The organism is Allomuricauda sp. ANG21, assembly GCF_040705235.1.
In the GTDB taxonomy this organism is placed as follows: Bacteria; Bacteroidota; Bacteroidia; order Flavobacteriales; family Flavobacteriaceae; genus Flagellimonas; species Flagellimonas marina.
Genome location: NZ_JBFCVT010000011.1, coordinates 853153 through 873087 on the forward strand (window position 1 = coordinate 853153; position 19935 = coordinate 873087).

General features: G+C 42.0%; 22 protein-coding genes. 14 read left to right on the forward strand and 8 right to left on the reverse strand.

Annotated features, from left to right (window positions below; genetic code table 11):
- Positions 1–13: 13 nt before the first annotated feature.
- The 3 genes from ligA to AB1A65_RS12690 are packed head-to-tail and all read right to left on the reverse strand — an operon-like array spanning position 14 to position 3411.
- On the reverse strand, positions 14–2014 hold the full coding sequence (gene ligA, locus AB1A65_RS12680; protein ID WP_366589700.1) for an NAD-dependent DNA ligase LigA: 2001 nt from the start codon (positions 2012–2014) through the stop codon (positions 14–16).
- A 30-nt stretch (positions 2015–2044) separates the two neighbouring features.
- Positions 2045–2926 (reverse strand): peptide chain release factor N(5)-glutamine methyltransferase, encoded by an 882-nt coding sequence (gene prmC / locus AB1A65_RS12685; RefSeq protein WP_366589703.1) that lies wholly within the window; start codon positions 2924–2926, stop codon positions 2045–2047.
- Positions 2926–3411: a GNAT family N-acetyltransferase gene (locus AB1A65_RS12690; protein ID WP_366589705.1), complete on the reverse strand. Its 486-nt coding sequence runs from the start codon at positions 3409–3411 to the stop codon at positions 2926–2928. The genes prmC and AB1A65_RS12690 overlap by 1 nt, the downstream gene beginning before the upstream one ends.
- On the opposite strand from AB1A65_RS12690, the gene ribD reads away from it, so the two are divergent.
- The 4 genes from ribD to AB1A65_RS12710 all read left to right on the forward strand — a co-directional run bounded on the left by ribD (position 3410) and on the right by AB1A65_RS12710 (position 7196).
- Complete coding sequence (gene ribD, locus AB1A65_RS12695) at positions 3410–4492, forward strand: bifunctional diaminohydroxyphosphoribosylaminopyrimidine deaminase/5-amino-6-(5-phosphoribosylamino)uracil reductase RibD (protein ID WP_366589707.1); 1083 nt, start codon at positions 3410–3412, stop codon at positions 4490–4492. The genes AB1A65_RS12690 and ribD overlap by 2 nt on opposite strands.
- Positions 4485–5087: an HAD family phosphatase gene (locus AB1A65_RS12700; RefSeq protein ID WP_366589709.1), complete on the forward strand. Its 603-nt coding sequence runs from the start codon at positions 4485–4487 to the stop codon at positions 5085–5087. The genes ribD and AB1A65_RS12700 overlap by 8 nt, the downstream gene beginning before the upstream one ends.
- Complete coding sequence (locus tag AB1A65_RS12705) at positions 5088–5951, forward strand: EamA family transporter (protein ID WP_366589712.1); 864 nt, start codon at positions 5088–5090, stop codon at positions 5949–5951. It begins immediately after the preceding gene.
- A 633-nt stretch (positions 5952–6584) separates the two neighbouring features.
- Positions 6585–7196 (forward strand): YigZ family protein, encoded by a 612-nt coding sequence (locus tag AB1A65_RS12710; protein ID WP_366589715.1) that lies wholly within the window; start codon positions 6585–6587, stop codon positions 7194–7196.
- Between the two features lie 240 nt (positions 7197–7436).
- On the opposite strand, the gene AB1A65_RS12715 is transcribed toward AB1A65_RS12710, so the two are convergent.
- Complete coding sequence (locus AB1A65_RS12715) at positions 7437–7835, reverse strand: thioesterase family protein (RefSeq protein WP_366589718.1); 399 nt, start codon at positions 7833–7835, stop codon at positions 7437–7439.
- A gap of 202 nt (positions 7836–8037) precedes the next feature.
- Between AB1A65_RS12715 and dnaA the strand changes: the two genes are divergently transcribed.
- Genes dnaA through AB1A65_RS12730 form a run of 3 tightly spaced genes read left to right on the forward strand, consistent with a single transcriptional unit; the run spans position 8038 to position 10674 of the window.
- On the forward strand, positions 8038–9462 hold the full coding sequence (gene dnaA, locus AB1A65_RS12720; RefSeq protein WP_366589721.1) for a chromosomal replication initiator protein DnaA: 1425 nt from the start codon (positions 8038–8040) through the stop codon (positions 9460–9462).
- A 14-nt stretch (positions 9463–9476) separates the two neighbouring features.
- Complete coding sequence (locus tag AB1A65_RS12725; RefSeq protein WP_366589723.1) at positions 9477–9929, forward strand: low molecular weight protein-tyrosine-phosphatase; 453 nt, start codon at positions 9477–9479, stop codon at positions 9927–9929.
- Between the two features lie 4 nt (positions 9930–9933).
- Positions 9934–10674, forward strand: a complete 741-nt coding sequence (locus AB1A65_RS12730; RefSeq protein ID WP_366589725.1) for an SAM-dependent methyltransferase — start codon at positions 9934–9936, stop codon at positions 10672–10674.
- A gap of 49 nt (positions 10675–10723) precedes the next feature.
- Here the strand turns inward: AB1A65_RS12730 and AB1A65_RS12735 are convergent, their stop codons facing one another.
- The 4 genes from AB1A65_RS12735 to dapF form a co-directional block, all read right to left on the reverse strand.
- Positions 10724–11368 carry a hypothetical protein gene (locus tag AB1A65_RS12735; RefSeq protein WP_366589727.1) on the reverse strand — a complete coding sequence of 215 codons (645 nt, stop codon included), beginning with the start codon at positions 11366–11368 and terminating at the stop codon, positions 10724–10726.
- A gap of 160 nt (positions 11369–11528) precedes the next feature.
- On the reverse strand, positions 11529–12572 hold the full coding sequence (gene mltG, locus AB1A65_RS12740) for an endolytic transglycosylase MltG (protein ID WP_366589729.1): 1044 nt from the start codon (positions 12570–12572) through the stop codon (positions 11529–11531).
- Positions 12562–13095, reverse strand: a complete 534-nt coding sequence (locus AB1A65_RS12745) for a GNAT family N-acetyltransferase (RefSeq protein WP_366589731.1) — start codon at positions 13093–13095, stop codon at positions 12562–12564. The genes mltG and AB1A65_RS12745 overlap by 11 nt, the downstream gene beginning before the upstream one ends.
- Positions 13089–13865, reverse strand: a complete 777-nt coding sequence (gene dapF / locus AB1A65_RS12750) for a diaminopimelate epimerase (protein ID WP_366589733.1) — start codon at positions 13863–13865, stop codon at positions 13089–13091. Before dapF ends, AB1A65_RS12745 begins: the two co-directional genes overlap by 7 nt.
- Before the next feature lie 133 nt (positions 13866–13998).
- Here dapF and AB1A65_RS12755 point away from each other — a divergent pair, with 133 nt between their 5' ends.
- The 7 genes from AB1A65_RS12755 to rplS all read left to right on the forward strand — a co-directional run bounded on the left by AB1A65_RS12755 (position 13999) and on the right by rplS (position 19675).
- Positions 13999–15387 (forward strand): trypsin-like peptidase domain-containing protein, encoded by a 1389-nt coding sequence (locus AB1A65_RS12755; protein ID WP_366589736.1) that lies wholly within the window; start codon positions 13999–14001, stop codon positions 15385–15387.
- A 130-nt stretch (positions 15388–15517) separates the two neighbouring features.
- Positions 15518–16966, forward strand: a complete 1449-nt coding sequence (locus tag AB1A65_RS12760) for a glyceraldehyde-3-phosphate dehydrogenase (RefSeq protein WP_366589739.1) — start codon at positions 15518–15520, stop codon at positions 16964–16966.
- Positions 16967–17083: 117 nt separating this feature from the next.
- A complete protein-coding gene (locus AB1A65_RS12765) occupies positions 17084–17692 on the forward strand; it encodes a tRNA (guanine-N1)-methyltransferase (protein WP_366589741.1) in 609 nt (202 codons plus the stop codon).
- A gap of 41 nt (positions 17693–17733) precedes the next feature.
- The gene (locus AB1A65_RS12770) at positions 17734–18180 is read left to right on the forward strand and encodes a GNAT family N-acetyltransferase (RefSeq protein WP_366589743.1); all 447 of its coding nucleotides are present in this window, start codon (positions 17734–17736) and stop codon (positions 18178–18180) included.
- A gap of 19 nt (positions 18181–18199) precedes the next feature.
- The gene (gene trmD, locus AB1A65_RS12775; RefSeq protein WP_366589746.1) at positions 18200–18874 is read left to right on the forward strand and encodes a tRNA (guanosine(37)-N1)-methyltransferase TrmD; all 675 of its coding nucleotides are present in this window, start codon (positions 18200–18202) and stop codon (positions 18872–18874) included.
- 5 nt (positions 18875–18879) lie between these two features.
- Entirely contained in the window at positions 18880–19191 is a 312-nt protein-coding gene (locus tag AB1A65_RS12780) for a hypothetical protein (RefSeq protein WP_366589748.1), read from the forward strand.
- 133 nt (positions 19192–19324) lie between these two features.
- Complete coding sequence (gene rplS / locus AB1A65_RS12785; protein ID WP_366589751.1) at positions 19325–19675, forward strand: 50S ribosomal protein L19; 351 nt, start codon at positions 19325–19327, stop codon at positions 19673–19675.
- The last annotated feature ends 260 nt before the right edge of the window (positions 19676–19935 follow it).

Here is a 19935-nt window from a genome sequence, read left to right on the forward strand (position 1 = left end):
TTTCGTGATGCAATCACGATTGCAATTTTCCCAAAAACTCCTGTTCCGAAATAATGGGCACACCTAAACTTTCCGCCTTGGTTTTTTTACTGGGGCCCATATTGTCGCCAGCCACAACAAAGGAGGTTTTTGATGAAATGGACGAAGCCACTTTGCCGCCGTTATCCTCAATCAATTTTTTAAGGTCGTTTCTACTGATGGTCTCAAATACCCCAGAAACCACAAAAGTCTGGCCTTTTAGTTTGTCAGTCTGATTTTCCAGTTGTTCTTCCGAAAGTGAAAACTGCAATCCGTAGGATTTCAATCGCTCCACAATTTCCACATTGGTGGGTTCTGAAAAGAATTGTATGACACTATCTGCAATCCGTTCGCCAATTTCATCCACCGCAATCAATTCTTCATGGCTTGCCACCATCAATGCATCAATATTTTTATAGGCCTTTGCCAACTTTTTTGCTACCGTCTCCCCTACATAGCGAATTCCCAAAGCAAACAACACCCTCTCAAAGGGGATGGCTTTGGAAGCCGCCACACCGTTTACCAGGTTTTCTGCGGATTTTTCCGCCATGCGCTCCAACGGAATAACATCTTCCTTAGTTAAAGTGTATAAGTCTGCATAATTGGAAATCAACCCTTCCTTGAACAGCAGTTCCACTGTTTCACTCCCCAGACCTTCGATATCCATCGCCTTCCGTGAAATAAAATGCTGGATTCGCCCCGTAATCTGAGGCGGGCACCCCGTATCATTTGGGCAAAAATGCTGGGCTTCTCCTTCTTTCCGAATCAGCTCCGTGCCACATTCCGGACAATGGGTAATGTATTGGGTGGGAATGGAATCCATTGAGCGTTTTGTAAAATCAACCCCCATTATCTTTGGGATGATTTCACCTCCCTTTTCAACAAAAACGGTATCTCCAACGCGAATATCCAATTTTGCAATTTGATCGGCATTATGCAAGGAAGCACGCTTCACAGTGGTTCCAGCCAGCAAAACGGGCTCCAAGTTGGCCACTGGGGTAATGGCGCCCGTACGTCCCACTTGGTAGGTAATCTCATTTAAGACCGTGGTGGCCTGTTCCGCCTTGAACTTATAGGCCATGGCCCACCGGGGAGATTTAGCCGTATAGCCCAGTTCTTCTTGGTGTTGAATATTGTTCACCTTCACCACAACCCCATCAGTTTCATATGGTAGGTTATGCCGATTGACATCCCAATGCTCCACAAACTGCATCACCTCTTCTGTGGATTTGCATAATTTGGCCACTGCTGGGACCTTAAAACCCCACGAGCGGGCTTTTTCCAAAACCTCAAATTGGGTAGAAATACCTAGATTACTACCTGCAATGCTGTACAGGAGACACTCCAACGGCCGTTGGGCAACCAAGGCACTATCCTGCAGTTTCAAACTTCCCGAAGCTGTATTTCTGGGATTCATATAAGGTTCTTCACCCGCTTCAACCCGCTCTTGGTTCATTTTGGCAAAACCTTCCAGGGTAAGAATGATTTCTCCTCGAATATCAAATTTTAGAGGATAATCTCCTTTTAGTTGGAGCGGGACTGACTTTATCGTTTTAATATTATTGGTTACGTCATCACCCTGAAATCCATCGCCACGGGTAACCGCCCGCACCAATTGGCCATTTTCATAGGTAAGGCTGATGGAGGCCCCGTCATACTTCAACTCACAGGCAAATTCAACCTCTACATCGCCCAAAATACGCTGGATACGTTTTTCCCAATCTTGTAAATCCTCCTTGGAATACGAGTTGTCCAAGGAATACATGCGGTGCTCATGAACTACCGTCTCAAAATTCTTTGTGACCATACCGCCCACACGCAAGGTTGGTGAGGTAGCGTCATAAAACTCAGGGTGTTTTTGCTCCAGTTCTTGAAGTTCCTTGAGTTTCATGTCAAACTCATAGTCAGAAATGGAAGGTTGGTCCAACACATAATAGTTATAGTTGTGCTCACGGAGCTCATCCCTTAAAGAGCGTATCTGTTGTTCAATGTTCATATTTTTTATTTTTCAAGATGAAAAACACCCCTAAAGTCCCTTCAAGGGGACAGTTGCTTTAAGCATTCGGTCGTTCCCAAAAAGGTCTTTTCGCAGTTCAATTTCCGAAAAATTATGGGCTTTCAAAAGACCTTTGGTCTCCACTCCCAAATATTGGTTGATTTCCAAATACAAACTGCCCTTTTTCTTTAAATGTCTTTTGGAAAATTGGGCAATGGCCCGGTAAAAAAGCAAAGAATCTTTATCTGGCACGAAAAGTGCCGCATGAGGTTCATATTCCTTTACATTTTTTTTGATTTTTGACTTCTCCAACTCCCTCACATAGGGCGGATTGGAAACGATGAGGTCAAATTCAAGTTCAAGTTCAGGGTTAAGGATATCCTGCTGAATAAAAGTGATGTCCACTTGGTTGTTTTTGGCGTTCTCTTTTGCCACTTCCAAGGCTTCTTCAGAAACATCCAAAGCGTAAACCTTCGCCTGCGGAAGATATTTGGCCAAGGCAATGGCAATACACCCACTTCCAGTACCAATATCCAAAATGGTGACTTCAGATTTCTGATATCTGATATCTGACTTCTGACTTTCGGTATCATCCAAAATCCATTGCACCAATTCTTCGGTTTCAGGTCTAGGGATAAGCACATTTTCGTTGACCTTCAGTTCAAAATCCATAAAATGGGCCACACCCAAAATGTATTGCAGGGGTCTTTCTTCTTTTAATTGGGAGAGGGCTCCAAACAACGGCTGTTCTTCTTCCTTAGTTAATGTAAGTTCGGGCCGAACCGCCAAAACAAAGCGTTCCAGTTGCAAATAATGCTCCACACAGCGATAAAAAAAGGCATCGACCTCCTCTTTTGGAAATAAAGTATCCAACTCCGTATGAAATATGTTCTTGATTTCCCGAAGCAGCATTACAATTTTTTAAGCATCCAGACCGGACAAGAGTAGTGTCCCGTGTTGCCCATGGGAGCATCAATATATTCAAACCCATTTTTTTGATAAAGCTTTTGTGCAGCTTTCATATAGGGCATGGTCTCCAAATAACAGGCTTCAAACCCAAATTCCTTGGCTTTCTCTAGACAAACTGAAATCATCTGCGAACCGACTCCTTTACCCCGTGCCTCTTCCAGAAAATACATTTTTTGCAACTCGCAGACATTGCCGTCAAAGTTCTCTAGCTGGGCAATTCCTGCGCAACCAATGATTCGGCCCTGGTGTTCCACCACAAAATAGGTGGCTTTTGGCACGTCGTAGGCCGCATGCATATCATCCAAGGCTTTGTCTTCATAAGCAGTACCCACCTTGGCAATGCCCATATCCTCAAAAACTTTCCGAATCACTTGTGCGACTTGGGCATTGTCTTCGGGTGTGATTTCGCGAATCACTGTATCTTCCATGTTGCGTTTATTGTTCTATTTTTGCGAGGTGAATATACACCAAAAATACATCCTTAGGAGCATTGAACTGGGCAAAAAGGGGCTTGGCTCAACAGCTCCTAATCCCATGGTCGGCTGTGTGATTGTTCACAATGAAAAAATTATTGGGGAAGGCTACACGAGTCCGTATGGCGGCCCACATGCCGAGGTGAATGCGATTAATTCTGTTAGGGACAAAAGTTTACTGTCTGGAGCCACCCTGTACGTAACTTTGGAACCCTGCTCGCATTACGGAAAAACGCCACCCTGTGCCGACTTAATCCTTGCGCACAAGATTCCCGAGGTGGTCATCGGCATAAAAGACCCTCATGACAAGGTGGCCGGAAAAGGCATTGAAAAACTGGAAGCTTCAGGTTGCAAAGTCACCATAGGCGTTCTTGAGAATGAGTGTCGGGAGCATTTGAAGCGTTTTTTAACCTATCAACAGCAAAAACGGCCCTATATCATTCTAAAATGGGCTGAAACCGCCGATGGCTTTATCGCTCCAGACCCCAACATGAGAAAAACCAACCCTGAACCGTTTTGGATCACCAATCCCTACTCCAAACAACTGGTTCACCAATGGCGGAGTCAGGAACAGGCTATTTTGGTGGGCACCAACACTGTTTTGGAGGACAATCCAAAGTTGAATACTCGCAATTGGGCAGGAAAAAACCCCGTTCGAGTGGTTTTGGACAAAAATCTAAAAATTGATTCCCATTTTCATGTCATGGACCGTTCGGTTAAAACCTTGGTGATAACTCAAATTGAGGAAAAGTCTAAGTATTTTGATGGAATTGATTATGAAATGATTGATTTTTCCAAACCAATTGCTTCCCAAATTTGTGAAGTATTGTACCGCCATTCCATTACCTCTGTTATTGTTGAAGGAGGAGCACAGACCCTTCAAACTTTTATGTATGCAGGTTTGTGGGACGAAGCCCGAATTTTCAAGGCCCAAAAATTCTTTGTCAAAGGGTTGGCAGCACCCCGTATTCAAGGAAAGCTTCGGAGTGAAGAATCCATTTTGTCGGACACTTTATCCATCTACACCCATGATTAAAAACATTATTCTGGATTTTGGCGATGTACTCATCAATTTGGACAAACCAGCTACGGCTCGGGAAATGTTGAAATTTGGATTTAGTGGTATCACCCCAGAGTTGGACAACTTGTTCAAAGATTATGAAAAGGGATTGGTTTCGTCCGATCATTTTCTGGACACCGTTTCAAGGCAATTTCCAAAGGCCAGTAGAAGCGAATTACGGCATGCCTGGAATGCGATTCTTTTGGATTTTCCAGAGGAACGTTTGACCTTTCTAGAACATCTGGCCAAAACAAATGAATACCGACTTTTTCTTTTGAGCAACACCAACGACCTTCATATTGAACATGTGAAAAAACAGATGGGCATGCCGCGGTTCAATCGGTTTAAGAAGTCATTTGAAGTATTTTACCTCTCCTACGAAATGGGAATGCGCAAACCAGATACGGAGATTTTTGAATTTGCACTGGAACAGAATCGGCTAACCGCCCATGAAACCTTGTTTGTGGATGATGTAAAGGAGAACACGGATGCAGCCTCCAATTTAGGCATTCATGTTTGGAACTTGCAAGTGGGTCAAGAAGATATCATACAACTAAACCGGTTCTTGTAAATGATAGCCCTAGCCCTCAGCATCCTCAGTTCCACCCTCATTTTTGTGGTCTTTAAATTGTACGATGTATACAAGGTGCAAACCCTATATGCCATTGTAATGAACTACATCGTTGCCTGTGCCACCGGATTTTTCTTATACAACGGTTCGGTTGAGTTTGGGCAGTTGTTTAATACCTCATGGTTTTGGGGGCCAATTTTAATGGGAATGCTATTCATCACCATTTTTAACCTGATGGCCAAAACCGCTCAAGTGGCTGGAGTTTCTGTGGCTTCAGTGGCCACCAAAATGTCGCTGGTGATTCCTGTGATTTTTGGGATTTGGTTGTACAATGAAAGTTTATCATGGATTCAGGTAGTCGGTATCCTCTTAGCCTTGGTTGCAGTATACTTGGCTTCCTTGAAGGAAAAACACATTGTAATCAACCAAAAAGACCTCGTACTTCCTTTTTTGGTATTTCTGGGGTCGGGCATTATTGACACGAGCATCAAATATTTTGAGGAACTGCATCTGACCGATTCAGAAGTCCCCATCTTTTCGTCAATGGTTTTTGGCTGCGCCGCATTATCTGGACTTATTTTCATTGGTATTCGGTCTAAAAAAACGCCGATCAAGGCCAACTATAGGAATGTTTTGGGAGGAATTGCCCTTGGGGTACCTAATTATTTTTCCATTTATTTTTTGATTATTGCGTTGCGTTCTGATATACTCAGCAGTGCCGCCATTTTCACGTTGAACAATGTGGCCATTGTTATGGCATCCACACTGACTGGCATTTTATTGTTCAAAGAACGATTGACCCTCAAAAACTGGGGTGGTGTGGCCTTGGCTGTTTTGAGCATTGTTTTGGTGGCACTATTCTAACCCCAATTTGCAATTAACAATGATCAAACACCAAAATCAAAAAACAAGTTCAGGTTGAAGTTCAGGAACCTAGACCCTATAATCAAAACGAAAGACAAGAGATAGGACCAAGCACAAATCCCAAAAAGAGATTTCTCGACTGTACTCGAAATGACCACAATAGGCAATCCGTCATTTCGGTATGAAATGCAAAGCGTCAATTGGGAAATCCAATGCCTGAAATTCAAGTATCAAGCTCAGGAGCAAATCCAAATTAAAGAAACAAGACGAAAGAGCAAAGAAACAAGACATTAGCTCAATAACTGAGTAACCTAACAACCCAATAAGAATTCGTGTAAATTCCTGCCTGCCGCAGACAGGGGTGTAATTAGTGTCAAGATAGAGATTCTTCATTCACTTCGTTCATTCAGAATGACAAATTCCAATTGACAACAACTCAATAACCAAGTAACCAAATAACAAATCCCAAAAAACAAGTTCAAGAAACTAGACAGAATAGACAATAACCTAAGCAACCAAATCACCAAAATTCCAATCATCAAATTCCAACAATCCAATACCCCAATAATCCAACCTTCCGATATCTGACTCCTGAAACCCAACCTCTCAATTGGAATCGATAGTTTTGTACCAATGGAAAAAAATGATAACTACAAAACCATTGCCCAGCCTTCGGAAGAAATACTGTACAAGGACCGAAAAAGCAAATTTTTTGCCCAGGTTTTCCCCATTGCTTCGGAAAATGACGTAAAGCCCATCATTGAAGAACTACGAAAAAGACACCACACCGCCAACCACGTATGCTATGCCTGGCAACTGGGCGAACTGGACCGCTACTATCGCGCCAATGATGATGGCGAACCCAACAATTCCGCTGGAATGCCCATTTATGGGCAAATCCAATCTTTTGATGTAACCAACATATTGGTAACGGTCACCCGCATTTTTGGTGGCACGAAATTGGGTGTTGGCGGGTTGATTCAGGCCTACCGAACCGCAGCGCAATTAGCCCTTGAAAACTCCACGATTGTGGAACGGGTAATCGAATCGCAATTCAAACTCAAATTCGGATACCCTGACATGGACAAGGTGATGCGGACCATTAAACAAAAAAGCCTGAACATCGTGTCCCAAAACATGGAACTGGATTGCGAGTTGGTGATTTCAGTCCGATTACGTGAAGTGGAAGAGATTCAGCAATTAGTTGAGGAAATGCAGGGGGTGAATATTTCGAAAAAAGGGTAAGGAGCAAACACTAAGCTTGAAGTATTTGTGGGAATTCTGAAATTCTTGTCAAACTAGAGATTCTTCACTCGCTGCGCTCGTTCAGAATGACAGTGTTCATTTAACAATAGCAATTAACAATGACCAAATTCCAAAATATCTAAGAATCTATGAGCCCAACCATCTGACCACTGTCTACTAATCACTGCATCCTGTCTCCTGTCTCCTGTCTCCTGTCTCCTGTCTCCTGTCTCCTGTCTCCTAAAAATCCAACTTCTCCAAAATATAATCCGGACATTTTATAGGCTTTCCGGTGTTTTTATCCATGAATGCCAATATGGTATTGGCCGTCGCCAAAAGTTCCTTTGATTCATTTAATACTTTGTAATCAAACTCAATTTTAACCAAGGGTTTGTTTTTCAATTGAGTTTCCACAGTAATCAAATCATCGTATAGTGCAGACTTTTTATAGTCAATGTGCAACGATATTACGGGAAGCATAATTCCATTATCTTCCATGCTCTTATAAGTAACTCCCAAGGCTCTCAACCATTCCACCCTACCCATTTCCAAGTATTGGGCATAATTACCATGGTAAACCACCCCCATTTGGTCGGTTTCTGAGTACCGAACCCGAAAAGAATGCAAATTTAACCCCATACTTTACGTGAAAAATTATATATTTAATGGCTTGGTTAACATTCGGGTAACATGCGAAAAAAAAACAGAAAATTCAACGACAAATTCATTTTTTTTTTAAAAGATTTGTTCACATATTTGTCGCATCCAATAAGCATCTAAGTACCCCCAGGATGTTTAATCTAAAACATTAACCTAACCAACAAAAACAAGGAAAAACTTCATGAGTGTTACTGCTAATTCCGTATGGAACAACTGTTTGGCTTTTATCCAGGATAACATCCAACCGCAGGCATTCAAAACGTGGTTTGAACCTATTAAGCCCATCAAGTTAACAGACAAGGCACTCAGCATTCAGGTTCCCAGTAAGTTTTTTTACGAGTGGTTGGAAGAGCATTATGTAAAGCTTTTGAAGGTGGCTTTGACCCGTGAATTGGGAAGTCATGCAAAACTCATTTATATCATAAAAATGGAAAACAAGTACGGAAACAAGGAACCGTTCACCGAACAGATTCCAAGTGCCAACCGTACTGCCGTGGGACCTCAGGAATTGGATGTGCCCATCACCTCCAAGAGTCCTGAGCTGAAAAACCCTTTTGTGATTCCCGGGATTCGCAATATTAAGATCGAGTCCCAACTCAATCCCAATTATAATTTTGACAATTTTTTAGAGGGAGATTCCAACCGATTGGCACGCTCTGCTGGAATGGCCGTAGCCAACAAACCCGGCGGAACATCTTTTAATCCGCTATTGGTATTTGGGGGCGTAGGTTTGGGAAAAACACATTTGGCCCATGCCATTGGTGTGGAAATCAAGGATAAGTATCCCGAAAAAACGGTGCTCTATATCTCTGCGGAGAAATTCACCCAACAATATATAGAATCGGTAAAAAAGAATACCCGTAACGATTTTATCCATTTTTACCAGCTGATAGATGTGCTCATTATTGATGATGTACAGTTTCTATCCGGTAAATCTGGAACCCAGGATGTGTTCTTTCACATCTTCAACCACCTGCACCAAAATGGCAAGCAGGTTATTTTGACTTCGGACAAAGCGCCGGTGGACATGCAGGATATTGAACAGCGATTGTTGTCTCGTTTTAAATGGGGACTTTCTGCGGAATTGCAGAGTCCAGATTACGAGACCCGCGTATCCATCTTGAAGAATAAATTGTACCGGGATGGTGTGGAAATGCCCGAAGATATCATTGACCATGTGGCCAAGAACATCAAGACCAATATCCGTGAACTGGAAGGTGCCATCATTTCATTGATTGCTCAATCCTCGTTCAACAAGCGAGAGGTGACTTTGGAGTTGGCTCAGCAAGTGGTTGAGAAATTTGTGAAGAACACCAAACGTGAGGTTTCCATTGACTACATTCAAAAAGTGGTTTCTGACTACTTTGAGATGGACGTGGCCACCCTGCAATCCAAAACCCGTAAGCGACATATTGTTCAGGCCAGACAGTTGGCCATGTTCTTTGCCAAAAAATTCACAAAAGCTTCTTTGGCCAGCATTGGTTCACAGATTGGAAAACGCGATCACGCTACGGTTCTTCATGCCTGTAAAACGGTGGACAATCTCGCTGAAACCGATAAACAGTTTAGAAAATATATCGAGGACCTCAACAAGAAGTTCTCCTAACCCCTTTTTATTTAATGAAAACCAAAGTTTTGATGGTCTGCTTGGGAAACATTTGCAGGTCACCATTGGCAGAAGGTATTCTTCAGTCCAAGGTGAACACTGATGCCGTTTTTGTGGATTCAGCAGGTACTGCTGGGTACCATGTAGGCAATCCTCCTGACCCAAGATCGGTTGCAGTGGCCCAAAAACATGGGTTGGATATCAGCCTTCAAAAGTGTCGACGGTTTTCCCAAACAGATTTTAAGGAATTTGATTTGATCTATGTGATGGATAGAAGTAACTTTTCGGATATCGCAAGTTTGGCCCAGAATCACCAAGAAGCTGAAAAAGTGAAGCTCCTGTTGAGTGAGGTCAATGTTGGCATCCAAGAAGTTCCCGACCCTTACCATGGCAGAGAACAAGGCTTTGAAGATGTATACCAAATGATTGATTTGGCTTGCGAGGCAATTGCGAAAAAACTAAATTGATCGGATGGAAGAAACACAGGAACAACAGAAGCCCGGCTTAGTTGTTGGAAAATTGTACTTGATTCCAACGACACTAGGCGACAATGCTCCCTTGGAGGTTTTGCCGATTTCCCTAAAGGGAACCATTGAGAAGATTGACCATTATATTGTGGAAAATGAAAAGACGGCCCGGCGTTTCATCAAAAAGGTGAGTCCGAGCAAACCGCAGCCCAACCTTCACATCCAAAGCTTGAACAAATACACCAAGCCCGAGGTCATCCCATCTTTTTTAGACCCCTGTATTCACGGACATGATGTTGGCGTTTTATCAGAGGCGGGCTGTCCGGGCATAGCGGACCCAGGTGCCTCGGTAGTCCGTGTGGCACACGAAAAAAGAATCCAAGTAGTCCCCTTGGTAGGCCCCTCCTCTATTTTGATGGCGATGATGTCCAGTGGAATGAATGGCCAAAATTTTGCATTCAATGGCTACTTACCCATCGACAATAAGGAACGTAAGGCAATGGTGAAAAATCTGGAACATCTTTCCCGTGAAAAGGAACAGTCGCAAATATTTATGGAGACGCCCTATCGAAACAACAAATTGCTCGTGGAACTTATCAAGATATTGCACAAAAACACCCGTTTGTGCATTGCATGCGACATTACACTACCTACCGAGTTCATTCAGACAAAAAGTGCCCATGAGTGGAGCGAAATCAATATTGATTTGGACAAAAGGCCCACCATCTATATCATTCAGGCATAAAAAAACCCAGAACTGAATTCTGGGTTTTTAGCTAACTTTTACCTTGCCACTATAGTTTTGGATTCTTCCGTTGTTGAATTTTGGAAGTATCGTATCCTGCAAATTTTCTCATGTAGTAAGAAATGCTACTTCCGTACGCATCTGAAACATCTTCTTGCCCATAGGAGCGCAAATACTTCTTTACATTGCCGGCTCCGGCCAAATGTGCCGCCGCCAGAATACCAGATTCGGTGATTTCAATGTTCCCAAAACGTTTTCCGGTAAAGCGTTTGATGTCACGTCGCAAAATCCATTTGTTTCTGGCCACATTTATATCAAAAGCTTTTTCCTGAAGTATGGGATCGTTCAAAAAAGTATCTACATCATAAACCCCCATCAAATTTAGGGTACTCCCCCCAAACTGATATTTCCCTAAATAACCAAGTGTGTTCACTACATGGTATTTTCCTTGGGATTCTTTAAAAGCCAGGGCATCTTTAAACCCGTTATAGGCTTTTCCTAAAAAAGGGGCGGTAATTTGTGCTTCACCAGAGATTACAATCGAATCCTTGGGAGCGGGCGTTTCAAAGTCCGTGGTCACCTTTAGTGCATCCGGAACTTCCACATCCACTTTTTTCATTACGGTGTACGTACCAAAACTTGTCAAAACTACTATCATGGCAAGATGTAGTATAAAACCTATCCATCTTTTCATAATGTTCATATTTGTGATCTCGATACTATATACGTATCAAAAATCAATTTGGCCGGCAAAGATAGGGGGAGTAATGTTAACGGTTCCCTTAAAGCTCCTAAGATTTTCTTAAATAAGGCCTAAAATCCGTCAAAGTGCTGAAAATTAACGGTAAAGCACATTATCGCAACACTTTCTGAGCATTTAACCATTGGATGTACTGTGCCTTATTTCGGTTGTGTTGCGCCAAAGTTTTGGCAAATTTGTGATAACCGAAGTTGGAAACATCAGCTACAAAGTAGAGGTAATCGTGTTTTTCGGGGTTTAAAACAGCCTCAATGGATGAAATGTCGGGCATGGTAATCGGACCCGGTGGAACACCTGCATATTTATAGGTATTGTAAGGGGAGTCCATTTCCAAATCACGGTACAAAACTCGTTTTATAATGGTATCGTAATTTCCCGTTTGCTTTTTAATAGCGAATATGACGGTTGGGTCGGCTTGTAACAAAATACCTTTTCGTATTCTATTAAGGTATACGCCAGCAACTCGGGGTCGCTCGTCCACTTTAGCCGTTTCTTTTTGCACCACCGCAGCCAACGCAATCACTTGGGAAGGTGTCAAACCAAGGTTTTTGGCCTTTTGCAACCGTTCTTCAGTCCAATAGCGTTGATATTCCTTCAACATTCTATCCCTAAATTCTTCTGCGCTGGTGTTCCAGAAGAATTCATAGGTATTGGGCAGGTACATTCCCAGTTTGGTGTCCTCATCAAAGCTGGTTTCATTCAAAAAACCAGGGTCGTTGAATGCCTGCAGTAAAGAAAGACTGTCTGCTTCAATCTGCTCTGATATACGTCCTGCCAATAATGCCAATGATTCTTGATTGTTAAACGATACATTTACAGGCAGGTTGGCACTACGGAGGGTATTGATGATCTCATTGTTGTTCATCCCTTTTTTCAAGGCATATTTTCCCGCCCTTATGTTTCCAATGTATCCCTTGCGTTGGGCAACCGCTTCAAAAGTGGCCAAATCTTCCAACAAAGGTTCCAGGGATTCTTTTAATTCTGAAAAAGTGGCATCGGACGCGATGAAAACATAAGCCTCCTCATTATTAAACCGAGTGTTGGGGCTAAAAATCGCACTATAAATCTGGTAGGCGACAAAACCGCAGATAATAAGTCCCAAAATAGCGGTGGCCCAAAGTACTTTTTTAAGATTCATTGGTATGTATCTTTTGAAACATGATTTCATTTTTGAATCCTGAACTTGTCCGAATCCATTCTTTCTTTACTCCAATTTTTTCAAAACCCATTTTTTCAAAAAGGTGGATGCTGGGTTTGTTTTCTTCCAGAATATTAGCGTACAACTGATGCAGGTCAAGGGTTGAAAAAGCATAATCGCACATCAATTGGATGGCCTCTGCCCCTACTCCTTTATTTCGGTCAGCAGGATTGGAAATGACAATTCCTATTCCTGCTCGGCGATGTTTGGGGTCAAAATCGAATAGATCAATCAAACCAATGCAGACATCATCTTTATTGCAAACACATAAACGCAGTTGTTTTACCTCATAAACATCCCGATGGGCATTCTCCAAATATAGTTGCAGCACCTTTTTGGAATACGGTTTTAGGGTGCCACTGATCTCCCAAATGGATGTATCGTTCTCCAATTGGTATAGGAATTCCAAATCAGTGGGCTCCAAAGCCCTAAGATAAACCTGTTTCCCTTTTAGGTTCAACATTCAATCTCTCCTTTATAGACCAGAATGGCCGGTCCTTTTAAATATATATTGGTGTAATTTCCATTGTTTTGTTCAAAACTGATGGACAAATCCCCACCAGGCGTATTGATTTTCACAGTTTTGGCGATAGTTTTTCCCAATTTGTGCATGGCGACAGCCACAGCGGTAACTCCCGTGCCGCAAGAATAGGTCTCGTCTTCCACACCCCTTTCATAAGTACGTACTTGAAATGTATCTGCATTCTGTTGCTCTACAAAATTGATATTGCTCCCCGCTTTTCCGTATAACCCATAGCGAAGTTTTGCGCCTTCCTTATGGACATCAAACTTTTGAAGCCCTTCAACTAATTGAACGTGGTGGGGAGACCCCGTATCCAAAAAAGTATATGCTGGTTTTTCACGGATTTCCTCAACATCTACCATTTTAAGATTCACTAGATCACCTTCTATCGTGGCTTCATGCAATCCATCAACAGCGGTAAAAGTGGTCTTGCCCCCAATAATACCAAGATAATGGGCAAAGGCCACCAAACACCGCCCACCGTTACCACACATGGTGCTTTCACCTCCATCCGCGTTGTAGTAGACCATCTTAAAATCCGACATTTTGTCATTCTCCAACAGAATCAAACCGTCAGCTCCCACTCCAAAACGCCTATCACATAGCTGTGCCACCAGTTTGGTATTGTTTTTGGGAAATGTATCCTGGCGATTGTCGATGATGACAAAATCGTTTCCCGTTCCTTGATATTTGAAAAACTGCAATTTCATATTCGCTACAAAGGAACAAAGATAGCGTATTCTTTAAGGAAATTTTTGCAGTTAAAAGGGCGTTAAACCGACAAAGCCAAAAAATGAATTCTTTTAATTTTGTTCAAACTGAATGTTAAAAAAATATTGAATTATGAAGAGAATAGCCAGTTTGCTCCTAGTGTCTGTATTTGCAGGCGCAATTACATTGGGATCCTATAAATTATTTTTTGAAAAAGACAATTTTAAAGTAGTAACCTCAGAACAGGAGAATCCGTTCATCACCACAAGTAATCTGCCGACCTCGGCCAGTGGAGCGGGTATAAATGAGGTGGACTTTACCTTGGCCGCAGAAAAAACGGTAAACTCGGTGGTACACGTTAAAAATCTTACCATTAGCAAAGGGCCAAGTAGCCTTTCTGATTTCTTTTATGGATTTGAACGCCAGCAGACCCCTCAAGTGGGTTCAGGTTCTGGTGTGATCATTTCCCCTGATGGTTATATTGTGACCAACAATCACGTAATTGCCAACTCCAGCCAATTGCAGGTTACCTTAAATAATAATAAAACTTACGAGGCAGAAATCATTGGCGCTGATTCCGAATCTGACATTGCTTTGCTAAAAATTGATGCAGAAGGCGCACTACCTTATTTGGCTTTTGGGGATTCTGATAATGCCAAGATTGGAGAATGGGTGCTGGCCGTAGGGAATCCATTTAATTTGACCTCAACCGTTACCGCCGGTATTGTAAGTGCCAAAGCGCGTTCGTTGGGCAGAACCCAGTCCTTCATTCAGACGGATGCTGCTGTAAACCCTGGAAACAGCGGCGGAGCCTTGGTCAACACAAATGGTGATTTAATCGGTATTAACACGGCCATCACTTCGCAGACTGGGTCTTATGTGGGCTATGCGTTTGCCGTGCCCAGCAACACGGCCAAAAAAGTGGTCGAGGACATTATGGAGTATGGAAATGTTCAAAAAGGACTTTTGGGCATACGAGGTGGCGATCTTAACCCAGAAGTGGCCAACGAGCTAGGTATTGATGACTTAGAAGGTGTTTATGTATCAGATGTTACAGAGGAGTCAGGAGCTGAAGAGGCCGGTCTACAATCCGGGGATGTCATCAAACAAGTGGATAACATTACGGTGAATAAATTTTCTCAGTTGTCTGGCTACCTTTCTTCAAAAAGACCAGGAGATGTTGTAAAAGTCATTATTGACAGGGACGGCAAGAACATGACCAAAAATGTGACCCTTAAAAAGCAAATGACCGTTCTCCTACCTGCAACCGGATTTTTGGTGAAGAACCTTTCCAAAGAGGACAAAAAGAAATTCGGTGTTTCAAAAGGTGTAAAAATCATTGATGTCCCAGAACGCTACAGTCGTTATGATCTGCGCAATAAAGTCATTGTTAAGGTAAACGATACCGATATCGACAATATTGAGGATGCCGAAGAAGAGTTTGGCAAAGTTTCACAATACGGACGAACCAGCTTTACCATGATCAATGAAAATGGTGAAAAGGAACATATGATCTTCTAGTTAAAGTGACGAAATCACACTTAAAAGCACCCGAATTCGGGTGCTTTTTTTGTACTTAAATTCGTTTACGAAAACGTTTGAAAATAACTAATTTAGCCCCGCAACTACTAAACAAATTCAAACAAAAACTATGGGAGACATCAAATCCTATGAGAAAGAACTTGCTTTTCAGGCCGATAGGCGAAAGGCAACCACCGAATTCATTAAAATCATAAGTGACCTCTGGTACGACAAGGCCATTGAAGTGGTCCTCTTCAAAAACCAAATCATCGATAAAAATGTCAGCGACATTATCAATCTTCATGAGTATGCTGGTGAATTTGTACAAAAGCCCATTTCCATTTTCGACTCCGTTGAAATATTAAGGGCCATCAATGACATTAACTTGCCCCCTGCCAAATTGGATATTGGAAAGCTAACCTATGAATATCACTCCGATGACAATACGCATCTCAACGTTAAGGCCTTTGTAGTGGACAAGCTTAAAGATGCGCAGCAGACCAAGGAAATCAAGCCTAAAGATGTAGTGCTCTATGGATTTGGTCGAATAGGCCGATTGGTGGCACGTGAGCTCATGGCCAAAACTGGAAGAGGTAGTCAACTTAGACTTCGGGCCGTAGTGGTAAGAGGGGAATTAAACGAGGAAATTTTGGAAAAACGTGCTGCCTTATTAAAAACAGATTCGGTTCATGGCCAATTCATGGGAACTGTGGATGTGGACGCCAAAAACCAAGCCTTGATTATTAATGGTACCACTGTAAAGTTTATCAGCGCCAATAAACCCGAAGATATCGATTATACCAAGTATGGGATCTATAGCGCATTGATAATTGACAATACTGGAGCATTTAGGGACAAGGAGGCGCTTTCCAGACATTTGGAGTCCAAAGGAGCCAGTAAGGTTCTCTTAACGGCTCCCGGAAAAGAGGTGCCCAATATTGTTCACGGCGTCAATCATACTGACTTTGATCCGGACAAGACCAAAATTTACTCTGCAGCTTCCTGCACAACTAATGCCATAACCCCTATTTTAAAAGTGATTGAGGATTCCCTTGGCATAAAAAAAGGACATTTAGAGACCATCCATGCTTATACCAATGACCAAAATTTGGTAGATAATATGCACAGCAAGTATCGAAGGGGCCGCGCTGCTGCATTGAACATGGTGGTTACCGAAACTGGTGCGGGCTCCGCCGTTGCAAAAGCCCTTCCAAAATTAAAAGGAAAATTGACCTCCAATGCCATTCGAGTACCGGTACCCAATGGTTCTTTGGCCATTCTACATTTAGAAGTAAAGAACAAAACCTCCAAAGAGAGCATCAATACCATTTTAAAGAAATATGCACTGGAAGGGGATTTGGTGGAGCAAATCAAATACTCCCTGAGCAATGAATTGGTTTCCACCGATATTGTAGGCACCTCTGCCCCATCAATTTATGACAGCAAGGCCACCATTGTCTCTGCTGATGGAAAAAGTGTAGTACTTTATATATGGTATGATAACGAGTATGGCTATTCCCATCAAGTTATTCGTTTGGCGAAATATATTGCCAAGGTTAGGCGTTATACCTATTATTAAAGATTTGGGAAAAGCGCGAACACAAGTCCAGTAAATGGGTTTTTCTTTTGATTTTAGGTTTATTGGTGTAATTTCGCCTTACCCTTAATCTAAATTATTTACGAGAACATATTGACCATGAAGCATTTACGATTTTTAATTGCACTAGCCCTACTTGCACCCTACTTTTCATCCTTTGCCCAAGAAGAGGAAACTTCCGAAAATCAAGATATGACCATTAAGGGTCAGTTTGAAGAAATGGAACGGAAGTCCACCAATTACAGGTCAGGGAATGGTGTTCCTTATGAAGTGATTCGGTTGGCTAGTTTAAATGAGGTAAAAAGCAACATTTTTGATACCATAAACACGGCCAATAAAGCCATAAAAGATTTATCGGCCACCATAGTCGCCAATAAGGCCGAAATAGAGGACCTCAATGCCAAGCTGCAAGATACCACCAATAAGCTGAATACCGTTACCGAAGAAAAGGACAGTATTTCATTTTTTGGCGCCCTGATCAGTAAAGGCACCTACAATTTTATTCTATGGTCCATTATTTTTGCGCTGTTGTTGTTCCTGCTGTTCTTTATTTACCGATTCAAAAACAGCAATTTCTTAACGCAACAGGCCAAATCTGCCTTGGCCGACCTAGAACAAGAATACGAGCAACACCGACGAAGAGCTTTGGAGCGTGAGCAAAAAATAAGCCGCCAGTTGCAAGATGAACTTAACAAACAGAAAAAATAATAGCAAGGCTTCCAAACGGGAGCCTTTTAAAATGTGGCCCTATGAACATCAAAAAGGCAACCATTTCAGATTTGGAGCGCATTGTTCCGCTTTTTGATGCCTATCGGGTTTTCTACAAACAGAAATCAGACTTTGAATTGGCTCGCCGATTTTTAAAAGAACGGTTTGCGAATAATGAGAGTGTAATTTTTATCGCTCTGGAAGATGAAGAGCCTATAGGGTTCACCCAACTGTACGAGACCTTTTCGTCTGTATCCCTTCAACCCTCTTATATTTTAAATGACCTTTATGTGTCTCCAAACCATCGGAAAAAAGGCGTTGGCGAAGCTTTGTTGAATAAAGCCAAATACCATTGTGAAGAAATGGGCTATAAAGGACTGGCTTTGGAAACTGCTGCGGACAATCCTGCGCAAAAGCTGTACGAGCGTTTATCGTGGGAAAATGATCCCAACTACATTCACTACTTTTGGAAAAATTCAAAAGCCTAAGCATTTTTCAACAATACCCATGCGGATAGATATCATCACAGTATTGCCAGAGTTATTGAAGAGTCCCTTTGAGGCCTCCATTTTAAAAAGAGCCATTGAAAAGGATTTGGTTGAAATACATCTTCACAACCTTAGGGATTACACTTCTGGCAACTACAAACAAGTAGATGACTACCAGTTTGGTGGCGGAGCAGGAATGGTGATGATGATAGAGCCGATTGATAAATGTATTTCCCATCTTAAAGCTGAACGAGAATATGACGAGGTCATTTATATGACCCCTGATGGGGAATCGCTGAATCAAGGTATAGCCAATCAGATTTCCTTGAAAGAAAACCTCATAATTTTATGTGGTCATTATAAGGGTGTGGACCAACGGGTACGGGATATGCATGTAACCCGTGAGATTTCCATTGGGGATTACGTACTTTCAGGAGGCGAATTGGCAGCCGCAGTTTTATGCGATGCGGTAATCAGGTTACTCCCCGGGGTGTTGAATGATGAAACCTCTGCCCTCACCGATACGTTTCAGGACAATCTATTGGCACCTCCCGTGTATACCCGTCCATCAGAATACAAAGGGATGGAAGTTCCAAAAATTCTATTGAGCGGGGATTTCCCAAAAATTGAAAAATGGCGGGAGGAGCAAGCCTTGGAACGAACCCAAAAAAGAAGACCGGACCTTTTACAATAAAAGCTATGGAAAATTATGAAGCTTACTATATGATTGGAGGCGGTTTAAACGCCATTGGTAAACTGATTGTGGTTTTGGCCACCGGTATTTTGCTGTCCAAGCAACGGAACTCAGGTACCCTACTCATGTTTTTAGGCAGTGTGCTATCCATTATATTCTCCGTGGGCACTTTACTCCTAACCACCTTCTCTGCCCAAAATGGGGCCCAATCAATTGTAAAAGTCAATGCGCTCGGCAGTATTTTAAACCCCCTGCCCTATATCCTTTTTGCCATTGGATTGCTGTTGTTTGCCGCAAAACAGGTAAAAAAGCGGTAACATGATGATTAAGTGGTTCAAAAAATAAAAAACACCTTGCTATTTCTAAATATTGCATTACTTTTGCAATCTCAAAATCAACCTCTGACGAGATACGTGAAAGTTGGTCTTGCTAAACATTAAAAAACAAACCATGGAATCCCTAATAAAATTTGTTGAAGACGAATTTGTTCCAAAGAAAGAATTTCCAAAATTTTCATCAGGAGACACTATCACCGTGTACTATGAAATTAAGGAAGGTGAAAAAACCCGTACCCAGTTCTTTAAAGGAGTTGTAATCCAACGAAGAGGTAGCGGTGCCACTGAAACGTTCACCATTCGTAAAATGTCCGGTACCGTTGGGGTAGAAAGAATCTTCCCAATCAACATGCCCACATTGCAGCGAATTGAAGTAAACAAAAAAGGTAAAGTACGTAGATCACGAATCTTCTACTTTAGAGGTCTTACCGGTAAAAAGGCACGTATTAAAGAGATTAGGGGATAATTCAGCATCCCGAAGCATACAAAAAAGCACCTTTTTCAAGGTGCTTTTTTTATGAACAATTGTTAATAACATCGGTTCATATATTGTTGATTTTAAATCAGTTATAAAATTTGTTTTTCTAATTCTTTAAACTACTTTAGTAAAAGAAATATGAGAGTGATGCAAGTCAAAATCATATTTCGTTTTAAAGTGGACGTTCTTTAAAAACTGAAAATTTCCCTTTTAATTGGTAACACTACTGATCACAAAAGGAATTTCAA